Origin of the sequence: Acinetobacter sp. YH16031, from assembly GCF_013417335.1 — a bacterium.
GTDB lineage: Bacteria > Pseudomonadota > Gammaproteobacteria > Pseudomonadales > Moraxellaceae > Acinetobacter.
On record NZ_VPED01000005.1, the window covers coordinates 119,674 to 146,128 of the forward strand.

General features: G+C 41.7%; 15 protein-coding genes and 1 tRNA gene. 2 read left to right on the forward strand and 14 right to left on the reverse strand.

The window, feature by feature from the left end:
• Window positions 1-19: 19 nt before the first annotated feature.
• The 3 genes from FTV31_RS04230 to FTV31_RS04240 form a co-directional block, all read right to left on the reverse strand.
• Complete coding sequence (locus tag FTV31_RS04230; protein WP_180013213.1) at window positions 20-1,258, reverse strand: dihydroorotase; 1,239 nt, start codon at window positions 1,256-1,258, stop codon at window positions 20-22.
• A 10-nt stretch (window positions 1,259-1,268) separates the two neighbouring features.
• Window positions 1,269-2,285: an aspartate carbamoyltransferase catalytic subunit gene (locus FTV31_RS04235; RefSeq protein WP_180013215.1), complete on the reverse strand. Its 1,017-nt coding sequence runs from the start codon at window positions 2,283-2,285 to the stop codon at window positions 1,269-1,271.
• A 223-nt stretch (window positions 2,286-2,508) separates the two neighbouring features.
• Window positions 2,509-2,841, reverse strand: a complete 333-nt coding sequence (locus FTV31_RS04240; protein WP_034170006.1) for a hypothetical protein — start codon at window positions 2,839-2,841, stop codon at window positions 2,509-2,511.
• 657 nt (window positions 2,842-3,498) lie between these two features.
• Here FTV31_RS04240 and rlmKL point away from each other — a divergent pair.
• Window positions 3,499-5,703 carry a bifunctional 23S rRNA (guanine(2069)-N(7))-methyltransferase RlmK/23S rRNA (guanine(2445)-N(2))-methyltransferase RlmL gene (gene rlmKL / locus FTV31_RS04245; RefSeq protein WP_180013217.1) on the forward strand — a complete coding sequence of 735 codons (2,205 nt, stop codon included), beginning with the start codon at window positions 3,499-3,501 and terminating at the stop codon, window positions 5,701-5,703.
• 66 nt (window positions 5,704-5,769) lie between these two features.
• Here rlmKL and clpB read toward each other — a convergent pair whose 3' ends face one another.
• The 4 genes from clpB to crp form a co-directional block, all read right to left on the reverse strand.
• Window positions 5,770-8,349, reverse strand: a complete 2,580-nt coding sequence (gene clpB / locus FTV31_RS04250) for an ATP-dependent chaperone ClpB (RefSeq protein WP_180013219.1) — start codon at window positions 8,347-8,349, stop codon at window positions 5,770-5,772.
• Window positions 8,350-8,602: 253 nt separating this feature from the next.
• Window positions 8,603-8,794: a DUF2384 domain-containing protein gene (locus FTV31_RS04255; RefSeq protein WP_180013221.1), complete on the reverse strand. Its 192-nt coding sequence runs from the start codon at window positions 8,792-8,794 to the stop codon at window positions 8,603-8,605.
• A gap of 126 nt (window positions 8,795-8,920) precedes the next feature.
• A complete protein-coding gene (locus FTV31_RS04260; RefSeq protein WP_180013223.1) occupies window positions 8,921-9,970 on the reverse strand; it encodes an NADP(H)-dependent aldo-keto reductase in 1,050 nt (349 codons plus the stop codon).
• 193 nt (window positions 9,971-10,163) lie between these two features.
• On the reverse strand, window positions 10,164-10,871 hold the full coding sequence (gene crp / locus FTV31_RS04265; RefSeq protein WP_004782527.1) for a cAMP-activated global transcriptional regulator CRP: 708 nt from the start codon (window positions 10,869-10,871) through the stop codon (window positions 10,164-10,166).
• Between the two features lie 147 nt (window positions 10,872-11,018).
• Here crp and FTV31_RS04270 point away from each other — a divergent pair, with 147 nt between their 5' ends.
• Complete coding sequence (locus FTV31_RS04270) at window positions 11,019-11,441, forward strand: OsmC family protein (RefSeq protein WP_004782528.1); 423 nt, start codon at window positions 11,019-11,021, stop codon at window positions 11,439-11,441.
• A gap of 43 nt (window positions 11,442-11,484) precedes the next feature.
• Here FTV31_RS04270 and FTV31_RS04275 read toward each other — a convergent pair whose 3' ends face one another.
• The 7 genes from FTV31_RS04275 to FTV31_RS04305 form a co-directional block, all read right to left on the reverse strand.
• Window positions 11,485-12,528, reverse strand: coding sequence for a metallophosphoesterase (locus tag FTV31_RS04275; protein ID WP_180013224.1), 1,044 nt, complete (start codon window positions 12,526-12,528; stop codon window positions 11,485-11,487).
• A gap of 239 nt (window positions 12,529-12,767) precedes the next feature.
• The gene (locus FTV31_RS04280; protein WP_180013226.1) at window positions 12,768-15,005 is read right to left on the reverse strand and encodes an NADP-dependent isocitrate dehydrogenase; all 2,238 of its coding nucleotides are present in this window, start codon (window positions 15,003-15,005) and stop codon (window positions 12,768-12,770) included.
• Between the two features lie 938 nt (window positions 15,006-15,943).
• The gene (locus FTV31_RS04285; RefSeq protein WP_180013227.1) at window positions 15,944-21,388 is read right to left on the reverse strand and encodes an Ig-like domain-containing protein; all 5,445 of its coding nucleotides are present in this window, start codon (window positions 21,386-21,388) and stop codon (window positions 15,944-15,946) included.
• A gap of 588 nt (window positions 21,389-21,976) precedes the next feature.
• A tRNA-Val gene (locus FTV31_RS04290) sits at window positions 21,977-22,053 on the reverse strand.
• Window positions 22,054-22,100: 47 nt separating this feature from the next.
• The gene (locus FTV31_RS04295; protein WP_180013230.1) at window positions 22,101-24,098 is read right to left on the reverse strand and encodes a DUF3488 and transglutaminase-like domain-containing protein; all 1,998 of its coding nucleotides are present in this window, start codon (window positions 24,096-24,098) and stop codon (window positions 22,101-22,103) included.
• 11 nt (window positions 24,099-24,109) lie between these two features.
• Window positions 24,110-25,015: a DUF58 domain-containing protein gene (locus FTV31_RS04300; RefSeq protein ID WP_180013232.1), complete on the reverse strand. Its 906-nt coding sequence runs from the start codon at window positions 25,013-25,015 to the stop codon at window positions 24,110-24,112.
• Window positions 25,016-25,027: 12 nt separating this feature from the next.
• Window positions 25,028-25,978, reverse strand: coding sequence for a MoxR family ATPase (locus FTV31_RS04305; RefSeq protein WP_180013234.1), 951 nt, complete (start codon window positions 25,976-25,978; stop codon window positions 25,028-25,030).
• Between the last annotated feature and the right edge of the window lie 477 nt (window positions 25,979-26,455).

Here is a 26,455-nt window from a genome sequence, read left to right on the forward strand (position 1 = left end):
TAAACGCAAAATGTAAGCGTTATGCGACAATAAAAGTTTGCAGCACTTTACCTTTCACTTTTTGATTGAGCAGTGGTGTATTTTTACCTTGAGAAACGATCGTTTCTTTGCTCAACGTCCATTCCTGTTCTGGATCAACCAGCACCCAGCCAGCTTCTGCCTTCCAGCGATCAAACATACTGGCGACTTTTGCAGGAGCAACTGTGACTTTCTCCACCCATTCTAACGGCGTAAAGAAACCTTCATTCACTAGTTGGATACCGAACGGTACATAGGTATCAAACGCAGTAAATCCAGGCAGTGTCTCCGCGAATGGTGCCATTTTGGCAGAGCTGCTCAGGGGTTCATGATGGGTACAGATCGCATCAATTACACCAGATTTCACGCCTTGACGCAGTAATTCTTTGTCAGATTCAGAACGTAATGGTGGACGTACGTGTGCAAGAGAATTAAAGCCATCAATCAGATGGTCAGTCAGATGCAATTGGTGCATAGCGACATCACAAGTTACTGGCAAGCCTTTTTCTTTAGCAATACGGATCAGTTCTACTGATGCACCACAAGATAACAAGCCAAAATGAGCGCGTACTTTAGTCGCTTCAATCATGAGCAGGTATTTGGCAATTGCTACAGTTTCAGCTAGTGCCGGAATCATTGGCAAGCCCTGACGTGAAGCAATAAAGCCTTCATGCACACAACCATCTTTGGCAATTTGCGGCTCTTCTGCATAGAACACTACAGTCAGATCCAAGCCCGCTGCATATTCAAGTGTACGTAATACCACATCATCATTGGCAAACGGCGCACTGGCATTAGAAACCGCAGTACAACCGCCTTTTTTCAGACCAGCCATATTGGCCGGTTGCTGACCTTGCAAACCTTGGGTTTGCGCACCAATCACCTGTAAATAAATACCGCCATCCAGCATGGCTTTTTCAACCAGACCATGAATCAGTGCACCATTATCCTGCACAATCGGTTTGGAATCTGGCGGGGTAAAGACATGCAGAATCCCGTTTTCACGTGCGGCCTTACCTTCAGACTTTAAAGTCCCGTGTTGCTGCTGACCCGGTTCACGTAAACGTGCGCACAGGTCCACCATGGTGGGCATCAGCCACTTGCCCTGTCCATCAATGGTTTCAGAGACGTTAGCAGTTTCTGCAATACGTTTACCATTTTCCAGATAAACCGTTTCGACTGAATCAGTGTTTTGGATTGGGTCAAGAACACGGACATTTTCAATTTTTACAATAGTCATGACTTATTCCTTATACCGCAATCGCTTCAATCAAACCCTGTTCCTGTAACTGACCCTGCATCGCCAGTGCCAGTACCGCCATACGTACAGCAATCCCGTTAGTGACCTGTTTCAGAATTACGGATTGCGGACCGTCTGCAATGCTGGAATCAATTTCCACTCCGCGGTTCATTGGTCCCGGATGCATCACGATACAATCCGGCTTGGCCATGGTGAGACGTTCTTTGTTCAGGCCATACATTTTGTAGAATTCAGCCTGAGAAGACAGCGCTGGCGAATCAATACGCTCGTTTTGAATACGCAAGGTAATGATCACATCACAGTCTTTGATGCCATCTTCCATATTATTGAACAGGCGTACATCTTCACTGTAGTCATCAAAACCGTATGGCAGCAACGTATTCGGTGCAATCACGCGAATATCTTTACAGCCTAAGGTTTGCAGTGCCGCCACATCTGAACGTGCTACACGCGAATGCTTGATATCGCCAATAATGGCAATCGACATATCTTCGAATTTTTTATTGGTCTCGCGGCGAATGGTCAGCATATCCAGCATCGCTTGAGTTGGATGGGCATGACGGCCATCCCCTGCATTAATAATAGCGACATTTGGACATACATCTTTGGCAATAAAGTGTGCTGCACCTGAAGATGAATGACGTACCACGAAAATATCTGCCGCCATGGCTTCAAGATTCCACAAGGTATCACGTAAAGTTTCACCTTTAGAGGTACTTGAACGGGCAATATCGATATTCAGCACGTTGGCAGACAGACGTTTGGCCGCTGCCTCAAAAGTAGTACGCGTTCGGGTAGAATTTTCAAAAAATAGGTTCATCACCGTTTTGCCTTCGAGCAAATTATTGGTGATTAGCTGATTTTGGTCATTAAAAAAGGACAACGCAGTGTCCAGTATTTTTGTAAGAGTTTCTTTAGAAAGACCTTCGATGGTCAGGAAATGTTTAAGATTACCTGCTTTGTTGAGTTGAATCTGGCTCGGTGTATGCAATGCCGCCAAGTGCATGAGAGATTCCTTATACGTTAAGTCAACGTATTATACAGAGATTAGCGAATCTTTATAGTTGATAAAGAGCTCGGTTGTACAAAAACCATCTCGGTAATAAGAATGGAAATTTAAATTCCCATGTATTTTTTCAATAAGATAATTTAACCTGTTTATCTATATGCTTGTTTTTTCATTTAAACATGAGTGCTTCAGTCTGGAGCATCCACACTCAATCCCCCAATTAGCGCAATGCGCCAATATAATGATGTGAAACCTGTGCGCGATAGATATCTTCTTCACTTGGTTCCACAGAAATCAGTTCCTTTTCCGCCTGTTCTTCAGCCTGCAGTTCTGAAAATGACGATAAATCCAGAGTGGTTTTTAAACGATTGACCAGATGTAATAACTCAGGATCTTCAGTCTGCTCTGCCAGCCCAATCACATGCTTTGCATAGTGGATATTTTCTGCAAGATACATGGCATCAATTACTCGCCCAGTCACTCGTCTTAAACGTGCATAGATCAAGGTAGCGATTGAAAATGCCTCATTCCTGCGTAATTGAAGATCCAACATCTAAGCCCCTCCGAAATAATAATTAAGAATAAAGATGAAGCTGTAATGATTCCCCTCAGCATTACAGCTTCATTGATATTAGATAGAGCAATAAACGTACCAAAATTAATAAATAAGTTATGTGAGTTATAAATTGATATGAATAAAAATTGATCCACCCCGAGCAATAGTTAGGTCAGCGTCTTTTTTGTTTTAGATTCACTCCTCGTCTAGCTAGTCAATTCTTAGTTTCGATCACTTAACATGAATGACCAAATTTTAGCTTTTACTTTTTAAAGTAATGCTGATGCCATGAGGTGTATATAAACGGCCCTGTATCAGATCCATCACATCATTAACCCGATTATTTATTTTTTTAAATTACACATACAACATGGCCGCAATTGAAGATCTAGATTGCGAATTAGTTTTAATAACTATTACATATCCATTTGTAAAATAAAAGATTTAATCAAAAATCTCACTTATTGGTATTGTGTAATCTTAGCTATCTCGTAAATTTCCAGTTTGCTTTTTAAGTCAACATTTAGCGCTTTTTAGGATGAGTAAAACTAGACTGCATATGCTCGAATTTAAAAAATTTCCAAAGCTTTAACAGGCAAAATACGCTAAACTGAGCGCAGTTTTTTATTTATTCTTTTCCGGTCTCTCTATTTTATGAATACCTCTTCACGTTTAAGCAATTATTGGGTCACCTGTGCCGATGGTCTGGAAACCTTATTAGAAGAAGAAATCAAAGGTTTAGGTGTTCAGGATATTGAACGTTTCCCAGGTCGTCTGACCTTCAAAGGCACGCTTGAAAATGCTTACCGCATCTGTATGTGGTCTCGTCTGGCTTCTCGTGTCCTGATGCCAATTCACACGCATGAAATCGAATTCTCCCACGATGCGCGTGATGTTGCAGAAGAGCTTTATGAAGGTGCGATGAGCTTCGACTGGTCACTGATTTTTGCACCACAAAGCACCTTCGCAATTCGTCTGCACGTTGAACGTGATATTAAGGTCAATACCCAGTTTGCAACTCTACGTGCCAAAGATGGCGTCGTCGATTCCTTTATGGAAGCTGTGGGCAAGCGTCCAAGTATTGATACCAAACAGCCAGAAATCACCATGTATATTCTGGCAGGTAAAAAAGAACATACTTACTGCCTGGATTTATCTGGTGATTCACTGCATAAACGTGGCTATCGCCGCTTTATGACTGAAGCACCAATCAAGGAAAATCTGGCGGCTGCGATCCTGCAAAAAGGCGGCCTTAAAGACATCAACCCGGATATTGTGGTTGATCCAATGTGTGGTTCAGGGACGTTTATTATTGAATCACTGATGATTCTGACTGATCGTGCCCCAGGTCTGGTGCGTCGTTTCGGATTTAATGGCTGGAATGGTCATGACCATGAATTATGGATGGGTATTAAAGCTGAAGCGGCTGAACGTCATAAAGCTGCGCTAGAAAATCCATTACCCAAATTCTATGCCTTTGATGCCGACTGGGAAGCGGTGAAAGCCACTAAACAGAACATTATTGCGGCAGGTTTTGAATCAGTCCTCGATCAGATCAAGATCGAAGAGCGTACTTTATCCGACTGGCCAGATTTTCAGGCGGAAGGCAAGAAAGTCTTCTTCGTCACCAACCCACCGTATGGTGAGCGTTTAGGTGATAAAGCCTCTAACCGTGCCTTGTATCTGGGTCTGTCTAATCTGCTGCAAAAGAATTTCCCCAATCAGAAAGCGGCAGTCATTGCTGCTCAGGTGGAACAGGCCGATGTCTTGGCATTCAATGATCCACAAATTCTGCGTTTGATGAATGGTAAACTGCCGATCTATATCCGTTTCGGTACGGTAAAACCGGCAGCAGTCACACGTCCTTTCCTGGAAAGCTGGCAGCCGCAACAATTCGAGCCGATTGAAGGTGCGATGGAATTTGCCAACCGTCTGACCAAGAATATGCAAATCCTGAAAAAATGGGCGGTAAAAGAAAATATTCACTGCCTGCGTTTGTATGATGCTGACCTGCCGGACTTTAACGTAGCCGTTGACCTGTACGGCGAACGTCTGCACGTTCAGGAATATGCACCACCAAAAAAAATCGATCCTGAAAAAGCCAAAAAACGTTTTAACCTGGCTCTACAGGCGATTCGTGCCGTGACCGGTTTGGGCCGTGATGCGATCTTTATTAAGACGCGTGCCCGTCAGGAAGGTAAAAACCAGTACACCAAACAAAGTACAGCGTCGAAGCGTTTTATCGTCCAGGAAGGCCAAGCCAAGATTCTGGTCAACCTGACCGACTATCTGGATACCGGTTTGTTCCTGGATCACCGTCAGATACGTTTGCGTATTGCCAAAGAAGCCAAAGGCAAGCACTTCCTGAATCTGTACAGCTATACCTCTACCGCGAGCTTACATGCAGCTTTGGGTGGTGCAGCGAGTACCACCAGTGTCGATTTGTCTAATACTTACTTGAACTGGTCAAAAGAGAACTTTGTTCTGAACGGCCTGACTGTAGACCATGCCGATCAGCAACACCAGTTCTTTGCTTCTGACTGTTTTGAATGGCTGAAAGAAGGTCATGAGCAATATGACCTGATCTTTATCGATCCACCAACATTCTCTAACTCGAAAAAATTCTACGGTACTTTCGATGTTCAGCGTGACCATGTGTCTTTACTGAAGCGTGCCATGAACCGTTTAACCACTGACGGCACTTTGTATTTCTCGAATAACTACCGTGGTTTCGAAATGGATGAAATGATTGAAGGTTTATATGACGTGGAAGAAATCACGCATGAAACCATTGGTCCAGACTTCAAGCGTAACCAGAAAATTCACCGTGCCTGGAAAATTACTCATCCAAAAATGTAAGGTGTGAATATAAGATAAAGAAAAACCCAGCCTAGGCTGGGTTTTTTGTTGCGAGGAAAATTGGTATTAGCTGAGTTTCATTTTTTCAAAGACCAGTTCGCCGCTTTCACCACGAACAACGATGGTATCCCCAGGACCAAACTCACCTGCCAGGATGCTTTGTGCCAAACCATTTTCAATACGTTGCTGGATCGCACGTTTTAATGGACGCGCACCATACAACGGATCGAAGCCAGCTTCGATTAACTGATCGAAAGCACTGTCATCCACAGACAGACGCATATCGCGTTCTGCCAGACGTTGACGCAAGCGGTTCAACTGGATATCGGCAATACCACGGATCTGGTCTTTTTCCAGCGCATGGAACACCACTAGCTCATCAATACGGTTGATAAACTCTGGACGGAAATGTTCCGACACCGCATTCATCACCACTGTACGGACTTCTTCACGAGTTGCTTTATCGCCCAGTTCACGAACATCCTGTGAACCCAGGTTCGAAGTCATCACAATCACGGTATTTTTAAAGTCCACCACACGGCCTTGCGAGTCTGTTAAACGACCATCGTCCAGCACTTGCAGCAGAATGTTAAATACATCCGGATGCGCTTTTTCGACCTCATCGAATAACACCACGCTATATGGTTTACGGCGCACCGCTTCAGTCAGCACACCACCTTCTTCATAACCGACATAGCCTGGAGGTGCACCGACCAAGCGGCTCACCGAATGTTTTTCCATAAATTCGGACATGTCGATTCGGATCATGGCATCGTCACTGTCGAACAGGAAGTTTGCCAGTGCTTTGGTTAATTCTGTTTTACCCACACCTGTTGGACCTAAGAACAGGAATGAACCACTTGGACGGTTAGGATCGGACAAGCCAGCACGTGAACGACGTACAGCATTCGATACAGCCACTACGGCTTCTTCCTGACCCACGACACGGTTATGCAGGAAGTCTTCCATATGCAGCAGTTTGTCACGCTCACCTTGCAGCATTTTCGCTACAGGAATACCGGTCGCAGCACTGACTACTTCAGCGATCTCATTGTCAGTCACTTTGTCACGTAACAGTTTTGGTGCTTCGCTTTCTTCAGCCGCTTCAATGCGTTCCAGCTGTTTTTGCAGTTCCGGAATCACACCATACTGATAACGTGCTGCTTCAGCCAGATCACCTTCACGCTGTGCTTTTTCTAAGGCAATACGAGCCTGATCCAGTTTCACCTGAATATCTTTGTTGCCTGCTACCAGCGCTTTATCGGCACTCCAGATTTCTTCCAGTTCGCTGTACTCTTTCTCTACAGTGGCAATCTGCTCTTCCAGGTGTTTCACTTCGCCTTGTGCACCAGAGTCTGCATCTTTTTTCACCGCTTCAAGCTGCATCTTCAACTGAATCAGACGGCGTTCGAGTTTATCCAGTGCTTCAGGTTTAGAATCCAGCTCCATTTTGATACGAGATGCTGCTTCATCAATCAGGTCAATGGCTTTATCTGGCAATTGACGATCGGTAATGTAACGATGTGACATTTTCGCCGCAGCAATAATTGCTGAGTCCAGAATCTGCACACCATGGTGAGTCGCATAACGATCTTTCAGACCACGCAGAATCGCAATGGTATCTTCCACGCTTGGCTCATCCACCAGCACTTTCTGGAAACGACGCTCTAAAGCTGCATCTTTTTCAATATACTGACGATATTCATCCAGAGTCGTTGCACCAACACAGCGTAGTTCACCGCGCGCTAATGCAGGTTTCAGCATATTACCCGCATCCATAGCGCCATCACCTTTACCGGCACCGACCAAGGTATGCAGCTCGTCAATGAACAGGATGATTTCGCCTTCATGTTTAGCCAGATCTTTCAGAACAGCTTTCAGACGTTCCTCGAACTCACCACGATATTTGGCACCTGCCAGCAATGAACCTAAGTCCAGTGATAATACACGTTTGCCTTTCAAGCCTTCTGGAACTTCGCCATTGACAATACGTTGTGCCAGACCTTCGACAATCGCAGTTTTACCGACACCTGGCTCACCGATCAGTACCGGGTTGTTTTTGGTACGGCGTGACAGCACCTGAATTGTACGACGGATTTCATCATCACGACCAATCACCGGGTCCAGTTTGCCAGCCATGGCACGTTCAGTTAAATCAATCGTATATTTATTCAGTGAGTCCCGTTGATCTTCATGATTATTGCTCATGACTTTTTCATCGCCTCGAATTTGATTAATGACCTGTCGTAAAGTTTCAGTTTTTACGCCAATACTATTTAATAAGGTTTTAGTTGCACCCGTTTCTGCAAGTGCCAGTAATACCCAGTCAGTGGACAGGAATTCATCTCCTGCTTTCTGTGCATAACTGTCCGCCAGATGCAGGGCTTTGGCTGCTTCCTGACTGATATTGATATCGGCAGAGGGATTACCGAGCGTAGCTACATTGTTCAGCGCAGTTTGTACTTTGCTTTGCAGGTCACGCAGGTTCGCTCCTGCCTGTTGCAGCAAGCTCACATTCGATGCTTCTTCCATCAAGGTGGATAAGATGTGAATCCCTTCAATGGCAGCATGATCCTTGCTCATTGCCAGAGATTGCGCATCGGAAAGGGTTTGCTGTAAGCGATTGGTAAATTTCTCAAAACGCATTCTTGTTATTCCTCACAACAAATTTTCTACTTGATGGATATATGGGTGCTGGAAATAAAATTTCAAATAATTTTTTATATATTTTTCAAAAACTTAATTTAATAAAAGGCAAAGTTATCAGTATTAATATTGGTATTCCAGGAAAATATTTCAAGTGAGCAAAAGTAGAATTTTTAAGGTGAAGATCAATAATTAATATCTGATTTAATTTACTCTGATATTTTTCGGCTGGGTAGAAAATAGAGAAAGACTTTTAGTGCGGTTGCAAGCGTCCTAGTAATCGCAATACTTCACTCAAACCATGCTCTGTTAGCATTAAGAATCTTGGCGTTTGCTGATCCAGAATCAATGCAAGCTCGGATTCTTGCAATTGCAACTGCTCAGCTAAGTTGAATATAGCTTTGGCTAATACTTGAGATTTGGAAATATCCTTTTCATTGTTCATTTTTATCAAATCCTATTGATGAATCTTGTTTTGATTATGCTGCCTTATCCTTTTCTCGCTATATTGTTTATCATCAAATTAAAAGCACCCTCGCCTAGAGGGTGTTTTAAAATAGTAATATCGTGATTATGGTGCCGGATTTGGTTGCTGACGGTGAATGGCTTCAATGCCCTGCAAGACTTCTTCAGACAGATTCACGTCAAACGCCTGAATGTTTTCCTTGAGCTGATCCAAGTTGGTCGCACCAATAATAGTACTGGTCACGAAGAACTGCTGTTTAATGAAAGCCAGTGACAACTGGGTTAAGGTCAGGCCATGCTGCTCAGCCAATTGTGCATACTGCTCGACTGCCCACTCGCTTTCCGGATTGCTATAACGGCTAAAACGTGAAAATAAAGTCACACGTGCATTGGCTGGACGTGCACCATTGCGGAATTTACCAGTCAGATAACCGAATGCCAGTGGAGAATAAGCCAGCAAACCTACACCTTCGTATTTGGCAATTTCCGACATACCAATTTCATAAGTCCGATTCAGCAAGCTATACGGATTTTGCACGCTAACAAATTTGGAAAGTCCTAATTTCTCTGCCAGATGCAGGAACTTCATGGTGCCCCAAGGCGTTTCATTGGACAGGCCAATATAACGGATACGACCTTTCTTAATTTCGTCATGCAAAGCAGTGAGGGTTTCTTCCAGATTCGTTATGGCACGATCATCTGCAGCTTCTGCATTGTCATAGCCAAGCTTGCCAAAGAAATTGGTCGCACGCTGTGGCCAGTGCAATTGGTACAGGTCGATATAATCAGTTTGCAAACGTAACAATGAATTATCAATTGCTGATGCAATCTCATCTGCCACAAACCGGGTCTGACCATCACGGATATGGCTACCGCCTTGTGACGGACCCGCAATTTTCGAAGCTAAAAACAGTTTGTCACGGCCACCGCGTGAAGCAATCCAGTTACCAATAATGCGTTCAGTTGCACCTTGGGTTTCCGGCTTGGGTGGCACTGGATACATTTCTGCGGTATCCCAGAAATATAAACCTTGCTCCAAGGCATAGTCTAATTGCTGAAAAGCCTCTTCCTGAGTATTCTGCTCACCAAAAGTCATGGTGCCCAAACAGATTTCTGGCACTAAGATTCCCGTATCCGCCAATGGTCTGAATTGCATAAAAATGTCCTTTAAGTTTATCTGTTATTTATCAAGAGCAAGTGTGCTATAGCCTATCGGAATTATAAGACGGACTTAAATCATCTTTTCTAACAAGCTTGTGCCAATTTGTTATGTTCTGAATCAGGCTGAAATTTTTAAACAGGAATAAAAAAAGCAAACCCGAAGATTTGCTTTTTATCGTGCTTTTGGCTTATTCGTCTTCGAACTCGCCAGCACCCACTGCTTCAGGTTCTTCCAGCGATGCATCAAAAATCAGAATCGCCTTACCATCGGTTTCAATCATGCCCTGTTCTTCTAGAGTTTTTAGAACACGACCGACCATTTCACGTGAACACCCAACAATACGGCCAATTTCCTGACGGGTAATACGGATCTGACGACCATTTGGCAAGATCATCGCTTCTGGCTGAGATGACAGGTCAATCAGACAACGTGCAATACGACCAGACACATCGATAAATGCCAGGTCAGTCACTTTACGTGTGGTATTTTTCAGACGGCGAACCAGCTGGGCAAAAACTGCATAGCTAAGGTCTGGATATTGTTTGCTAATTTCATGAAAGTTTTCATAGGTAATTTCAGCAATTTCACAGACATCACGAGTACGCACTTCTGCAGTACGCTGTGGATTTGCTTCGAAAAGACCCATTTCCCCAAAGAAGTCTCCCGCATTTAAATAAGCTACCACAATCTCACGTTCATCATCTTCACGAAGAATGATAGACACAGACCCCTTCAGAATTAAATACAGAGATTTAGATTCTGATCCTGCATCCACGATCGTGGTACGTTTTGGATAGCGATTGATATATGCACGTTTTAATAACGCTTTCACTGATTCAGGTAGTTGCCCCGGCGAAAGTGCGTCTGTGCTTAATTGTGAAAAGTTTGAAGTCATGCTTACAGTTCCGAATATGGATAATTTATAGATCGCACAAGACCTAATGTGAACTTGTCACACAGTGGGATTGAAATTCCTTATCAACCCAATTTATGTTAGTGTACAGTTACTTCGTAAATTTATAGCTTTTTTTAGGTAGTTGCAATGCAAACGAGTGTTCATTGGCTAGAGAATGTTGCTTTTGAAGCAAAAACTCAAAGTGGTCACAGTATCATCATGGATGGTTCACCTGAATATGGCGGTGAAAACCGTGGTCCTCGCCCAATGGAACTGATTTTGACCGGTCTGGGTGGTTGTGCTTCTTTTGACATTGTGACGATTTTAAAGAAAGCACGTCAGGAGATTACTGATGTACGCTGTGAATTAAAAGCAGAACGTGCCGATACAATTCCTGCGGTATTTACCAAAATCCATCTACACTTTGTGGTCAGCGGTAAAGGCATCAAAGAGAAACAGGTCGCTAAAGCCGTAGAACTTTCTGCTGAGAAATACTGTTCTGCCAGTAAAATGCTATCTGACGGTGGGGTCGAAATTACTCACGATTTTGAAATTGTAGAAGTGGAATAATCCGCTAATTTCAATAAAAAAGCAGTCTTCGTGGCTGCTTTTTTTACGTCATTTTTTGAGTGAAATACTGCTGGCCATCTTCAAAAATCACCAGATTTTCAGGCCATCTTAAAGCCCCGAGATGATGGGCAAACTCAGCCTGTTGCTGACGATCGCGATAACGCCTACCCACTGAATAGTCGACACAAAATACATTCTGCTGCTGTCCAAACCATTGCAGGGCATCAATATGCTTAAACAGACCGGATTTTTCTTCGGTGGTTTTAAAGTTTCGCCAATAATGGCCAATCACCACAGGTATCGTATCTGTATAACACTCCCACCATGGCAAACGATCAATCATGCGCCAGCGTCCCCCTGCATAGACTGGACGTTGCGCAATTTTCTCTGCGCCTGAGCTTAAGGTACGAATCGGATTTTGCATCTGGTCGCGTAACTCTTTCTCAGCGATATATTTTAATAAGGGAATGCTAGCTGCTGGATCCTTGAATTGTCCCTGATATTGCTGCTGTTCACTCTGGATATATTCATCAAAGCCTAACGTCTGTAACTCAAGCTCATTTTTCAGGACAAAATGATCATAAGCCTGTCTGATTGAATTAAAAGGAACAGATTTCAATTGTTGAATTGCCTGCGTATCCCAGCAAGCATGCACAATTCTTAAATGGGGTGCATCTAGAGCCAAAGGCAGGCTGTTTAGAAATTCTAGAATCCATGCACGATCCTGAATTGAAGCCTGAACTGAATCAAAATTTTTGAGATCATCCTGATGCGGTGAACCAAAAAACCAGCCATTGCCTTCCCGTAGCGTATCGGTTAACAAGTTGATTTCATGATTACCCAGAATGCATTGCGCATTGCCATTTTCTATTAAGGTTTTAACCTGTCTGATGACAGCGATACTGTCTGGTCCACGATCACACAGATCTCCGACAAAAATCAGTTTACGCTGTTCAGGATGACGACCTTGCAGATCGTAGCCCAATACTTCTAACAATTGTTGTAGCGCATCAATCTCACCATGAATATCGCCAACAATATCCACCGGACCATCAAAAGTCTGCTGTATGAATATCTGATTACTCATGGCTCTACCCTACCCAGGTCAATAAAACCTTTTTTTAATATAGCGCTTATACTTTAAATCAATATAACAAGTTCAGAATTATTTTTTAATCATTTCGATTATTCAATCAAATGACGATAGATCAGAAACTTAACTGAAATCTCATTTCTTATCTAAATGTATATCTAAAAACAATAAAAAACCGGCGCCTAAGCACCGGTTTTATTCACTTTACGAGCTTTAAAGCTAGTACAGCCTGATTAAGCGTTTAGTGATTCAATGATTTGGTTCAATGTAGCACTTGGACGCATTACAGCATTTACTTTTGCAGGATCAACCGCATAGTAACCACCGATATCTACAGATTGACCTTGAACTGCATTCAATTCGCTTACGATCTTCTCTTCATTTTCAGCAAGAGACTGAGCGATCGGTGCAAATTTCGCTTTCAATTCTGCATCTTCGTCTTGTGCTGCAAGTTCTTCAGCCCAGAATTTAGCCAGGTAGAAGTGGCTACCACGGTTGTCTAGCTCGCCAGTACGACGTGATGGAGACTTGTCATTGTCAAGCAATTTACCAGTCGCAGCATCCAGTGTTTTCGCGAGCAGTTTCGCACGTGCATTGTTTTCTTTAATGCCCATTTCTTCCAGAGAAACAGCCAATGCCAAGAACTCACCTAGAGAATCCCAACGTAAGTGGTTTTCTTCTACCAATTGTTGTACGTGTTTAGGCGCAGAACCACCAGCACCAGTTTCGTACATACCGCCACCTGCCATTAGAGGCACGATAGACAGCATTTTCGCAGAAGTACCAAGCTCCATGATTGGGAACAGGTCAGTCAGGTAGTCACGCAAGATGTTACCTGTTACTGAAATGGTATCTAGGCCACGAGCAACACGTTCAAGTGTATAACGCATCGCACGTACCTGAGACATGATTTGGATGTCCAAGCCTTCAGTATCGTGATCTTTCAGGTAAGTTTGAACTTTTTTGATCAGTTCGTTTTCGTGTGGACGGTACGGGTCAAGCCAGAAGATTGCTGGCATGCCAGAGTTACGTGCACGAGTTACAGCCAGTTTCACCCAGTCGCGGATCGGTGCGTCTTTCACCTGGCACATACGCCAGATATCACCTTCTTCCACGTTTTGAGACATCAGCACTTCACCAGTTTCAAGGTCAGTGATGTTCGCAACACCCGCTTCTGGAATTTCGAAAGTCTTGTCGTGAGAACCGTATTCTTCAGCTTTTTGAGCCATCAGACCAACGTTAGGAACTGTACCCATAGTACGTGGGTCGAAGTTACCATTCCATTTACAGAAGTTGATCATTTCCTGATAAATACGTGCGAATGTAGATTCAGGCATAACTGCTTTACAGTCGTAAGGTTTACCGTCAGCACCCCACATTTTACCGCCAGTACGGATCATTGCAGGCATAGAAGCATCTACAATCACGTCGTTTGGAGAATGGAAGTTGGTAATACCTTTTGCAGAATCAACCATCGCAAGTGCTGGACGGTGTTCTTGACATGCATGAAGATCTTCAATGATTTCTTCACGTAAAGAAGTCGGTAAAGATTCGATTTTTTCGTAAAGACCAGCCATACCGTTGTTTACGTTAATGCCGAGCTCGTCGAATAATTTACCGTGTTTCTCAAACGCATCTTTGTAGTAAATACGCACACAGTGACCGAATACGATCGGGTGTGATACTTTCATCATGGTCGCTTTAACGTGTAAAGAGAACAGGATGCCAGCTTCTTTACAATCTTCTAATTCTTTTTCATAGAAGTCGCAAAGTGCTTTTTTGCTCATGAACATTGAGTCGATGATTTCGCCGTCTTGAAGCGCAACTTTTGGCTTAAGAACGATAGTTTCACCAGACTTGGTGATCAGTTCCATTTTCACATTACGTGCACGGTCTAAAGTCATAGACTTTTCGCCATGGTAGAAGTCGCCTTCTTGCATGTGAGAAACGTGAGTTTGTGACCAAGGTTTCCATTCACCCATAGAATGTGGGTGTTTTTTCGCGTAGTTTTTCACTGCTGTCGGCGCACGACGGTCAGAGTTACCTTCACGAAGTACTGGGTTCACTGCTGAACCTAGGCACTTGCTATAACGCGCTTTAATTGCTTTTTCTTCTTCAGTAGTCGGGTTTTCCGGATAATCAGGCAGTGCATAGCCCTTAGACTGAAGTTCTTTAATGCATGACGTCAACTGAGCAACAGACGCACTAATATTAGGGAGTTTAATGATATTAGTATCTGGGTCCTGAGTAAGACGACCTAATTCTGCCAGGTTATCTGAAACTTTCTGCTCATCACTTAGATAGTCTGCGAATTCTGCAAGTACGCGTGCGGCTACAGAGATGTCTGTCTTAACAATCTCAACGCCCGCCGGCTTAGTAAAGGTCTCAATGATCGGCAGTAGAGAGTAAGTCGCCAATAATGGCGCCTCGTCGGTCAGTGTGTAAATGATTGTTGACTTTCCACCAGCCATATATAGCCCCTTGCTTTGGATTGAGTTTCTGATCATCAGGCTTTTGGCCTAATTTCAGCGAACCGGTTACTTAAATAAACTTTGAAAGTAGTGGTGCTGGTTGCACCTCAGTCAAAGGAATATCAATACATATTCAACTTTGCCTGAAAAATTCGTAAAAATTGTCAGCGTGATTCACCGACAGCAGTATTCTACGTGAAAATGAACCTTTTTTCGAATCGGCACATTGCCAAACCATGCGATTTGTGCATTAGAGGGTTAATTCTCAGATTTTGCTTAATTTTACCAAAAATTATAATTTAAGCATTATAATTCAATTACTTAAATTAAAAATCAGACAAATTTACCTATAAACTTAATGTGTGCTTAATTCGGTTTTTAGCCATCAATTTTTATCTACATGTTGGGTATCATGAAAATAAATTATCAATGGCCGTAATTTCCATAAGTATGGGTTAAAAAGCGAATTGAAACAGATCTGCTCTTTCCTATCGAAATTTATGATCTGCACCTGATAAATTGATAGTTGATCCTGAAGACTTAAGACAACCTAAATAATAGTCATTTTTCTACTCTTTCTTCAGTTTAAATTATGTGCATTTTTTTAATCGAATTTATAAAGAATGGACGCCAAGTGAGCTCTGGATATAAATAGATATTCATTTTTCTTTAGATACTTTCTAAATATCCTCGTAGTAATCCATTTGATATTTATATAAATTTAATATCAATAAAAAATAATTATTAACCAAAAGCTTAGTTCAAGTCTTTCAAGAAACCATTTTTCTTATTTAAAACAACTATTCTTTTCAAGAATAGTATTCTCTATTTCCAATAAGCATAAAAAATATTTTAACTCATTACTTTAAATAAAAAACCGAGCTAATGAGTTAACTCGGTTTTTTAAAAACTAGAATATTACTTAAAGCTAAATAATATTAGATACTCATTGTATTTGGCATCAGTAACTCATCATATACATCCACTCGATAATTGCTTACCAAGGTACTAGTAGCAATGCTCGATGTAGAAGTAGTAATCGCCATTGCATCTTCAACAAATTGAGTTAAATCAACTTCAATATCAGTCGATTCAACTAGTAGTGAAGCCACTGAATTCTCTGCCAACAACATCCCTTCAGCAGAATGATCGAATAATTCAGCATCCTCTACACTCAATACATCAAGTAAAGATTCTTCACTTATTGAGAACAGTGCAGATTGAGGCACATTGACTTTATTTAAGATAGTTTCACGATCCCAAACAGTGCCATCGTCTAACTCGATAAAGCTTATGCCTGAATTTTTTTCAAATTGATCAAATATAAGAACTGAACCACTACTGTTAATAAAACTGATTTTTAAGGATTTATTATCTACTTGTAATAACAATTCATCCTGACTATAGCCTTTTAGACGTAGGATATCACCCTCTAATCTATACTCTCCTATAAGCACCCCTGAAGTTAAGTACTTTTTATCAATGATATATTCATCTGTTCCATAGTCACCAAATAAGACTGTAGAGCTATAAGGTGATGAACCTGCTTGTACAATCAGAGTGTCATTCCCATTACCACCATTTAATGTATCAGCTCCACCACTTGCAATTAATATATCATCTCCATCACCACCATAAAGATAATCATTGTGAACACCACCAATAATTCGATCATTACCATTTAGCCCATAAACAACTGAAATATCCTCATCAGCACTCAGTTCATCACTATTTTCGGTACCAAACAACTGACCCTTAGTATTCGCTAGAATAATTTCACGATCCCAAACAGCGCCATCATCAAACTGGATAAAGCTTATGCCTGAATTTTTTTCAAATTGATCAAATATAAGAACTGAACCACTACTGTTAATAAAACTGATTTTTAAGGATTTATTATCTACTTGTAATAACAATTCATCCTGACTATAGCCTTTTAGACGTAGGATATCACCCTCTAATCTATACTCTCCTATAAGCACCCCTGAAGTTAAGTACTTTTTATCAATGATATATTCATCTGTTCCATAGTCACCAAATAAGACTGTAGAGCTATAAGGTGATGAACCTGCTTGTACAATCAGAGTGTCATTCCCATTACCACCATTTAATGTATCAGCTCCACCACTTGCAATTAATATATCATCTCCATCACCACCATAAAGATAATCATTTGCTTCTGTTCCTATAATAATATTTTCATCTGACGAAGAATCAGGTTTATAGGTTCCAGAAACTTCACCAATATTAAATATTTTCTCCGCTGTATTTCCTGCAACATCAGTTGCCACTACTTTATATTTTGCTAAATTCCAACCTAATGTGTGATTCAACTTAACAACTTGCCATTCATCATTTACCCATTTGTAAACCTCATATGCATCTTTTGGCGCATTAAAAATGACTTGATCATTCTGTGCATCATAACTCAATACAGATTGCAACTCAGGTGCAGTCAAATCAACTGTAATGGTTTTAATATCAGTGTAGCTTTCATTCCCTACAAAATCGGTTACTTTCGCTCTAAAGCTATATGTACCTTCATCAAAGAAATTAAATCCATCCCCCCAATAATCAAATTGATGCTCTAATTTAAACCAAGTGACACCACCATCAGTTGAATATTGATACTCGACCGTACTATTTAATTCATTCCCTTGAATCGATAAATCAAACGATGCGTCATTTGTAATGCCGTCAATTGCCGAGATGCCAGAATCTTCAAAATTAGTAAAGATCAACTCACCTGCAACAGGTGGTGTAACATCCGTAGTGATATAAACCTGATAATCACTTTGGGTCTGACCATCCATACTGCTAATTTGAATGTTGAGTTGATCATTCAAACCTTTTGCATCTAAACCTGATTCAAACCAATTTGACTGATATGTATAAGAACCATTCGCTTTTAATGTAAAAGTACCATGCTCTGTTTGATAGGTGATTGAGGCTACATTGCTCTTACCATTTTCAACTCGGATTTCTTGATCACCTACTTTTAGAATATAGCTTTGTGGGGCTGAAACTTTGCCATTTACATCAGCAAAAATATGACCGACTACCGTTTCATAGCCATCAAACACCAATTCATTTACGAGTTTTTCTTGTTTTACAACTAACTCAAAATCTGTATTCCAAGAATATGCATCGAGCTGTAAAGTGTAATGACCAAGTGTCAACCCTTCAGCAAGAATAAGATCTTGATAACTTAAACCTATGCTTGAAATTGATTTAGACCCAGAAGAACTAATTCCATCTCCATAGATACTATAGCTATAAGAACCATTTATAATGCCCGATGCCGTAGTTAAGCTGAGAATAATTGACGCATTTTCACCTGTCACTTCAAAATCAACATAAACATACATCGAGCTTTGATCTTGTTGACTATAGACGATGTCATCTTTCAATACCGTCTGTGTTTCAAATATTTCAGCTAATTCAAAGTGTGCATCTGCATTTTCTAACTGAGCAATTGGAGCATATAAGTTTTTCGTTACTGCATTACCCGCCTGATCTTTAGCAATAACTTCAAGCTTCTCACCATTCTTATAAGCTTCATTCAAAGTAACGCTGTACTTGCCTTCAGCATCTGCAAGCGCAGTGCCAATCACTTTACTGTTATAGCTTACAGTCACCGTTGCACCCGCTTCGGTTGTACCGGTCACCGTTTTATTGTCTGCAGCCAATTCTTGCGTCAAGGTCGCAGGTGCTGTCGTATCCGGTGCTGTGATCGTATTTGGTTTGGTGCTGTTATTGGCTTTGTCTGTCGCAATCACTTCGAGCTTTTCACCATTGGTGAAGGCTGGAGTCAAGGTCAATGTGTATTGACCATCTGTACCTGCAATCGCTGTACCAACCACTTGTCCATTGAATGTCGCTGTTACTGTAGCACCAGCTTCGGTTTTACCTGTGATCGTTTGACCATCAGCACTGACTACTTGCGTTAAGCTAGATGGAGCTGTGGTATCTGGTGCTGTTACTGCATTTGGTTTGGTGCTGTTATTGGCTGTGTCAGTTGCAACAACTTCAAGCTTCTCACCATTGCTGTAGGCTTTGTCTAAAGTGATGCTGTACTTGCCTTCAGCATCTGCAAGCGCAGTACCCACTACTTTACCGTTATAGCTTACCGTTACTGTTGCACCCGCTTCAGTGGCACCTGTCACGGTTTTATTATCTGCAACCAATTCCTGCGTCAAGGTCGCAGGTGCTGTCGTATCCGGTGCTGTGATCGTATTTGGTTTGGTGCTGTTATTGGCTTTGTCTGTCGCAATCACTTCGAGCTTTTCACCATTGGTGAAGGCTGGAGTCAAGGTCAATGTGTATTGACCATCTGTACCTGCAATCGCTGTACCAACCACTTGTCCATTGAATGTCGCTGTTACTGTAGCACCAGCTTCGGTTTTACCTGTGATCGTTTGACCATCAGCACTGACTACTTGCGTTAAGCTAGATGGCGCTGTGGTATCTGGTGCTGTTACTGCATTTGGTTTGGTGCTGTTATTGGCTGTGTCAGTTGCAACAACTTCAAGCTTCTCACCATTGCTGTAGGCTTTGTCTAAAGTGATGCTGTACTTGCCTTCAGCATCTGCAAGCGCAGTACCCACTACTTTACCGTTATAGCTTACCGTTACTGTTGCACCCGCTTCAGTGGCACCTGTCACGGTTTTATTATCTGCAACCAATTCCTGCGTCAAGGTCGCAGGTGCTGTCGTATCCGGTGCTGTGATCGTATTTGGGTTGGTGCTGTTATTACCTTTATCGGTTGCAATCACTTCGAGCTTTTCACCATTGGTGAAGGCTGGATTTAACGTCAATGTGTATTGACCATCTGTACCTGCAACGGCTTTACCAACCACTTGTCCATTGAATGTCGCTGTTACTGTAGCACCAGCTTCGGTTTTACCTGTGATCGTTTGACCATCAGCACTGATTACTTGCGTTAAGCTTGATGGCGCTGTGGTATCTGGTGCTGTTACTGCATTTGGTTTGGTACTGTTATTGGCTGTATCAGTTGCAACAACTTCAAGCTTTTCACCATTGCTATAAGCTTTATCTAAAGTGATGCTGTACTTGCCTTCAGCATCCGCAAGCGCAGTACCCACTACTTTACCGTTATAGCTTACAGTCACCGTTGCACCCGCTTCAGTTTGACCGGTCACCGTTTTATTGTCTGCAGCCAATTCTTGCGTCAAGGTCGCAGGTGCTGTCGTATCCGGTGCTGTGATCGTATTTGGTTTGGTGCTGTTATTGGCTTTGTCTGTCGCAATCACTTCGAGCTTTTCACCATTGGTGAAGGCTGGAGTCAAGGTCAATGTGTATTGACCATCTGTACCTGCAATCGCTGTACCAACCACTTGTCCATTGAATGTCGCTGTTACTGTAGCACCAGCTTCGGTTTTACCTGTGATCGTTTGACCATCAGCACTGATTACTTGCGTTAAGCTTGATGGCGCTGTGGTATCTGGTGCTGTTACTGCATTTGGTTTGGTGCTGTTATTGGCTGTGTCAGTTGCAACAACTTCAAGCTTCTCACCATTGCTGTAGGCTTTGTCTAAAGTGATGCTGTACTTGCCTTCAGCATCTGCAAGCGCAGTACCCACTACTTTACCGTTATAGCTTACCGTTACTGTTGCACCCGCTTCAGTGGCACCTGTCACAGTTTTATTATCTGCAACCAATTCCTGCGTCAAGGTCGCAGGTGCTGTCGTATCCGGTGCTGTGATCGTATTTGGGTTGGTGCTGTTATTAGCTTTATCGGTTGCAATCACTTCGAGCTTTTCACCATTGGTGAAGGCTGGATTTAACGTCAATGTGTATTGACCATCTGTACCTGCAACGGCTTTACCAACCACTTGTCCATTGAATGTCGCTGTTACTGTAGCACCGGCTTCAGTCTTACCTGTGATCGTTTGACCATCAGCACTGACTACTTGCGTTAAGCTAGATGGAGCTGTGGTATCTGGTGCTGTTACTGCATTTGGTTTGGTGCTGTTATTGGCTGTGTCAGTTGCCACAACTTCAAGCTGTTCACCATTGCTATAAGCTTTATCTAAAGTGATGCTGTACTTGCCTTCAGCATCTGCAAGCGCAGTGCCAATCACTTTACTGTTATAGCTTACCGTTACTGTTGCACCCGCTTCAGTGGCACCTGTCACGGTTTTATTATCTGCAGCCAACTCCTGCGTCAATATTGTTGGGGGAGTTACATCTCCTGATGTACTATTACCTCCACCACTACTTGCTACCGCTGCAACCCCTGCTGTTAAAAGTCCACCGCCACCATACGTAATAAATTTATTATCGAACCAAAAATTTGATTCCTGTGCTAAAAATTTTTCTAATTCACTCAGATTTTCTAGATTAGAAGAATCTAGTCGCATTATACTTTCATTATTTTCTAAAATTTCAATAGAAAAATTTTCAGTTTTAGACAAAATAATTTGCTCACCATTTTTGAGCTTTACAACTATCTTTTCAGATTGTTGAACAATTTTTTTTACTTGCCTAGCGTCTAAAGTTGTTTTGACACCTTCTTTTAAAATTATAATTTCTTTTGACATGAGTTATCCCCTCAGTTTTACAGCGGCAAAAACTTTAAGATTACACTAAATAAACATAAATACAATTGAAAAAACAGTAGTAAATATTATTTTAATTAAGACATATATTTTTAACTTTCATTAAAATTAATTATATATTTCATCCTTTTTTCTAAAAAAAAGGATTTAAAAGATTAAATAACTATTATTTTTTATGCCTAACTTTTACTAAATTTCGTTTCTTATGGTTTCCTAAAATATAGTGTACGCTTTATATTACAAGTTATAGAAAACTAAACACTGATATAAATACATCCGAATTTAAAAGATACATGCAAATAATCGAGAATATAAAAAAAGCTCCTAAATTATTGAATTTAGGAGCTTTTAGTGACCATATATGTATATAAATACATTTATAATGAATTATGGTAGGTATATCCAGACTCGAACTGGAGACCTCTACGATGTCAACGTAGCGCTCTAACCAACTGAGCTATACACCTAGAATGTTTGGCATATTATAAATTTTTCGATCCTAAGACAAGTCTTTTCATTTAATTTTCAATATATACGCACAAGTTTTAAGCAAATCTTTGAATTTTTTCAGATCCTGTTCTGAGAACTCCCTGCCTGAATAAATTGATTTTTCAAATAATCTGATCGCTTCAAAAAATACAGTCTGATCTTTGTCCTGAACTTGCTGAGATAGCCTTAACATCCACTGATGAAAAGTTTCCGCAGGCTGTTTTCTCAAATCTTTTTTTAAAGACTGATTAAACTGCTGAATAGAATATTCAAAAGGCGATTTTAACTGACGGTTTTTAAGATAGATTTTTAAAATATAAAGCAATATGAGTATGCCAATACCGGATATGAGTATGATCACACTGGAATAAACTGAACTCAGACCTAGTTTCGCTAACCAGCCTTGTTGAGATTCGGCATTATAACCCACGACCTTACTTTGCCATTGGTAACTTGCATAATCACTCCAGACTCTTAATTTAGTCAGCCATACATTACGGTGTGAGGTCCAACCAGAATTACTTGCCCATACTCGCTCATCTTGCGTGATTAAATTTTGCATCCCATCATCAATACGTTGCGGGGCTACCATTGCGGTAGGATCAAAACGTTGCCACCTTTGGTCAATCCAGACTTCTGTCCAGGCATGAGCATCCAACTGACGAACTTCCCAACTTTTCCCATCAGGCGCCAATTGTCCGCCTTGATAACCTGTAACCACACGTGCCGGAATTCCCACATATCGCATTAGCATGACAAAACTGGAAGCATAGTGTTCACAAAAACCTTGCCGTGATTTAAACAGAAATTCATCAATCCGGTTTTTGCCGAGTACACCTGGTTTCAGGGTATATACAAAATGATTTTGCTGATACCAGTTCAAGACTGTTCGGATATAACGTCGCGGATCCTCCCCACTTTGTAGATATAAGCGCTGTGCCAGCTGCTGTGCCTGAGAGTCCAAATGGGATTGAGTCTGGGTATTTAGTCGCTGAACAAATTGCTCCGGTAAAATACTTTCGGTATTTTGACTACCTAGCCATTGTAAATGGATCGGTTCTACTCGTTGGGTTAAACGCCTTGGTACGATACTCCAGTCCTGACGGTTATAATAACGGCGTTCCAAAGGCATCGATTTTTCTAGTCCCATCACCCAGAACACAGAAGGATCAGCAGCCAAATATTGGTAATTCCACCCTGATGAAGATACTGGAACAACTTCTCCAGGCTGACGGATTAAAGGCTGCTGGTTAATAAAGCTACTGGTCCAGCGCTGTCCATCATACTCATCTAAAACTAATGCCCGCCAATACAACTCTGAACGTGGCGGCAGTTTACTAACGTCACCAATAATCCGGAAAGCCAAAGCATTTGATTGAGATAATTCAGCAATATCGCCCGGTGACATACTGTCACCGATTCCGGTTATACCTTTATTTTCTGGAATTGGGATATGCCAAAGCGGTGGCAAACGCGGAAAGAAAATGAATAACAAAATAAAAAACGGCAGAGCATAAAGCACAAATCTACCGACATATTTGGCATCTTGCTGCAAGGCTATACGTGGTGATTGCTGACTCTGCTGAAACTCACTGGTCTGAATCCGGTATAAGCCAATTAGACTGCTCAACAAACACAGAATAATCACAATAGCCATACCAAAAGATTGGCTATATAGAAATGAACTGGCCGCAACAAAAAGCGCAAAATTAAACAGGATAATCAGATCCCGCCGGTTTTTCGTTTCCAGTGATTTGGCAAATAAAAAAGTGGAAAGAACTGCGACGCCTGCCTCCACTCCAATAAAACTTTGGTGGCTGAGATAAATACCGCCTAATGCTAAAGCCGTGAGTAGAAAAGTTCCAATTTTAGGAAATGGCTTTCGCCGTTTAAGAAAAATCCAGATACACAGTAAGCTAATGACAAAGATAATGCTGAGCAGCACCGGGATGAAAGCTACTTGAGCAAGGATGATCAAGCCTAGGGTCAAGACGATCGAAATTCGGATTTTTCCATCAATCATAGATTCACCCGTTATGCCTGAGCCAATAATTGTTTGGCCTTACGCAATTGTTCTTCACCTGCTCCCTGCGGCAATTCTGCCTGTGGTAAATGTAACGCATATGCACATTGCTGCTGCTCACATTGCTCAATTAGCCCCATCATCAAGCCCAGTTTCTCCTCATGCGACTGGCTAGGCATGTGTTCATAATGAATCTCAATACTATGTTCATCCTGATACTGTTCAAAGACTTTGACATACAAGCCTTGCCCACGTGCAAACTGTTTCCAGGAAACCGCCTGCAATGAGTCTCCAGATTGATAATTTCGTAATTCACGGAACTCATCCATATCCGGTTCAAAGCTATTCTGATAAATCTTGTTTTCTGAAGTATTGATTTGAGCTTTAGGTGCCACCCAGGCAAACTGATGATGATAAAGATAGGTCCAGGCTCGAACCAGGCCAAAGGGATAAACCGAATAGATCTGAATCACCGGATACTCAAATTTACCGCGACGTTCCGCATAAAATGGTAGCATCCAATGCTGCTTTTGTTCAGTCAGATAAACTTTCTCCAGCTGATTGCCCGCCTTGATATACAGATAACGTGGCTGGGCTGTCGCTTGCTGAAAATAAAAATGCAGATTAAGTGCATGACCCACCTGCCCGACGTCTTCAGCAATCATTTCAATATCCAGATCATGCAACTGTTTAAAGGTCAGATAGAAGCTGACACATAGCACTGCACTAATCAGAAAGCAGAAACCTAAAATCAGGTTATTGGCATAGTTCACGCCAGCGATAAAGGTGATAAAAATCAGAACCAGATACAGATAGCCCTGCTGATAAATAAAGACCAGTACATCCTTTTGAGAAAGTCGTTTTTGCTGTGAAAATTGAAAGCGTTTCGCCAGCCAGTTTTGCCAGGTTTTATCCAAGAGCGGACTCCTTTAACTGACTGCGACCTGTTGCATCACATTTAATGTTTCTGCATCGCTCAGCCCCAGACGATGGGCGGCAACTGCCACAAAAACGGCTTGTACATCATCTGGAGTTACAAAGCTACGTTGCTGAATAATGGCATTCGCCTGTGCTGCACGTTTAAGCGCCAGCAAACCTCGTGTTGATAAGCCTTGGCGTTTCTTACGGGTTTCTTCCGCAAGATCCAGCATATATTCCTGAACCGCTTCACTGATAAAAATCTGCTGGGTCAACTGCTGTAATTCCAGCACTTCATTTTCAGTAAATACATGTGCCAAGCTAGCGATCAAGGCAAAACGGGATTCTTGCTGTAATAACAGTTTTTCAGCATGACGGGATGGATAACCTAAAGACAGACGCATTAAAAAGCGGTCAAGTTGGGATTCAGGCAAGGCATACGTGCCACTTTGAAATAACGGGTTCTGGGTCGCAATTACCCAGAATGGCTTAGGCAATGCATAACGTATCCCATCCACAGTGGTATAGCCTTCTTCCATCGCTTCCAGCAAGGCACTCTGAGTTTTGGGACTGGAACGGTTAATTTCATCTGCCAGCAAAATCTGGGTAAAAATAGGCCCCTGTTTAAACTCGAACTGATGTTCTTTCTGGTTAAACATATTGATGCCAATCACATCGCTGGCCAGCATGTCATTGGTAAACTGGATCCGCTGAAATTTCAGTCCTGCGAGATGGGCTAGGCTGCTTGCCAAAGTCGTCTTGCCCAAACCGGGTAAATCTTCAAATAATACGTGTCCGCCTGCAATCAGACAGCATAGTGCTAATCTGGTCTGTGCATGTTTATCCAGAACAATGGCATTAATTTCTTGGAAAAATTTTTGAATCTTGGGTGCATAATCAGCCAGCTTCTGTTCAAGCTCATCATTGTTGTGCGCAATATCCAGCTTTTCTTTTTGTTTCATGCCCCAGATCACAATATTTTCCCTAATAAAACATGCTGTAGGATTAACATACACTGTTTTTTAAAATTCCCCAAAGATCAGTCATCTGCCGACTTTATTTCTGCAGAATAAATTAGGAATTTTAGAAATTTTATATGATTAAATTTCCTATAAGAGCCAATTGAAGCTTTAAGATTAAAGTTTAGAAAAATTACATTTTGATTGGCATATTTATTAGAGAAAACAGGTTATTAAAAACCTTTGAGATCTGAACTTATACCTAAAAGGTAAAGACTTTTAAAAATTTAAATTCCCAATGTCAAAATAGATCATAATTTTGTTTTATCTTGTTTGAATCCTAAAATTTTCCCCTTGGATTCTCAAATGAAGTGCAACAGAGATTAAATTATTGGAAGGAAGCAAGATGAGCTAGCATTTTGCTTCCGACCGACCAAAGTCAAAGTTGCATCATGAACTATACTCATCTTACTCAAGAAG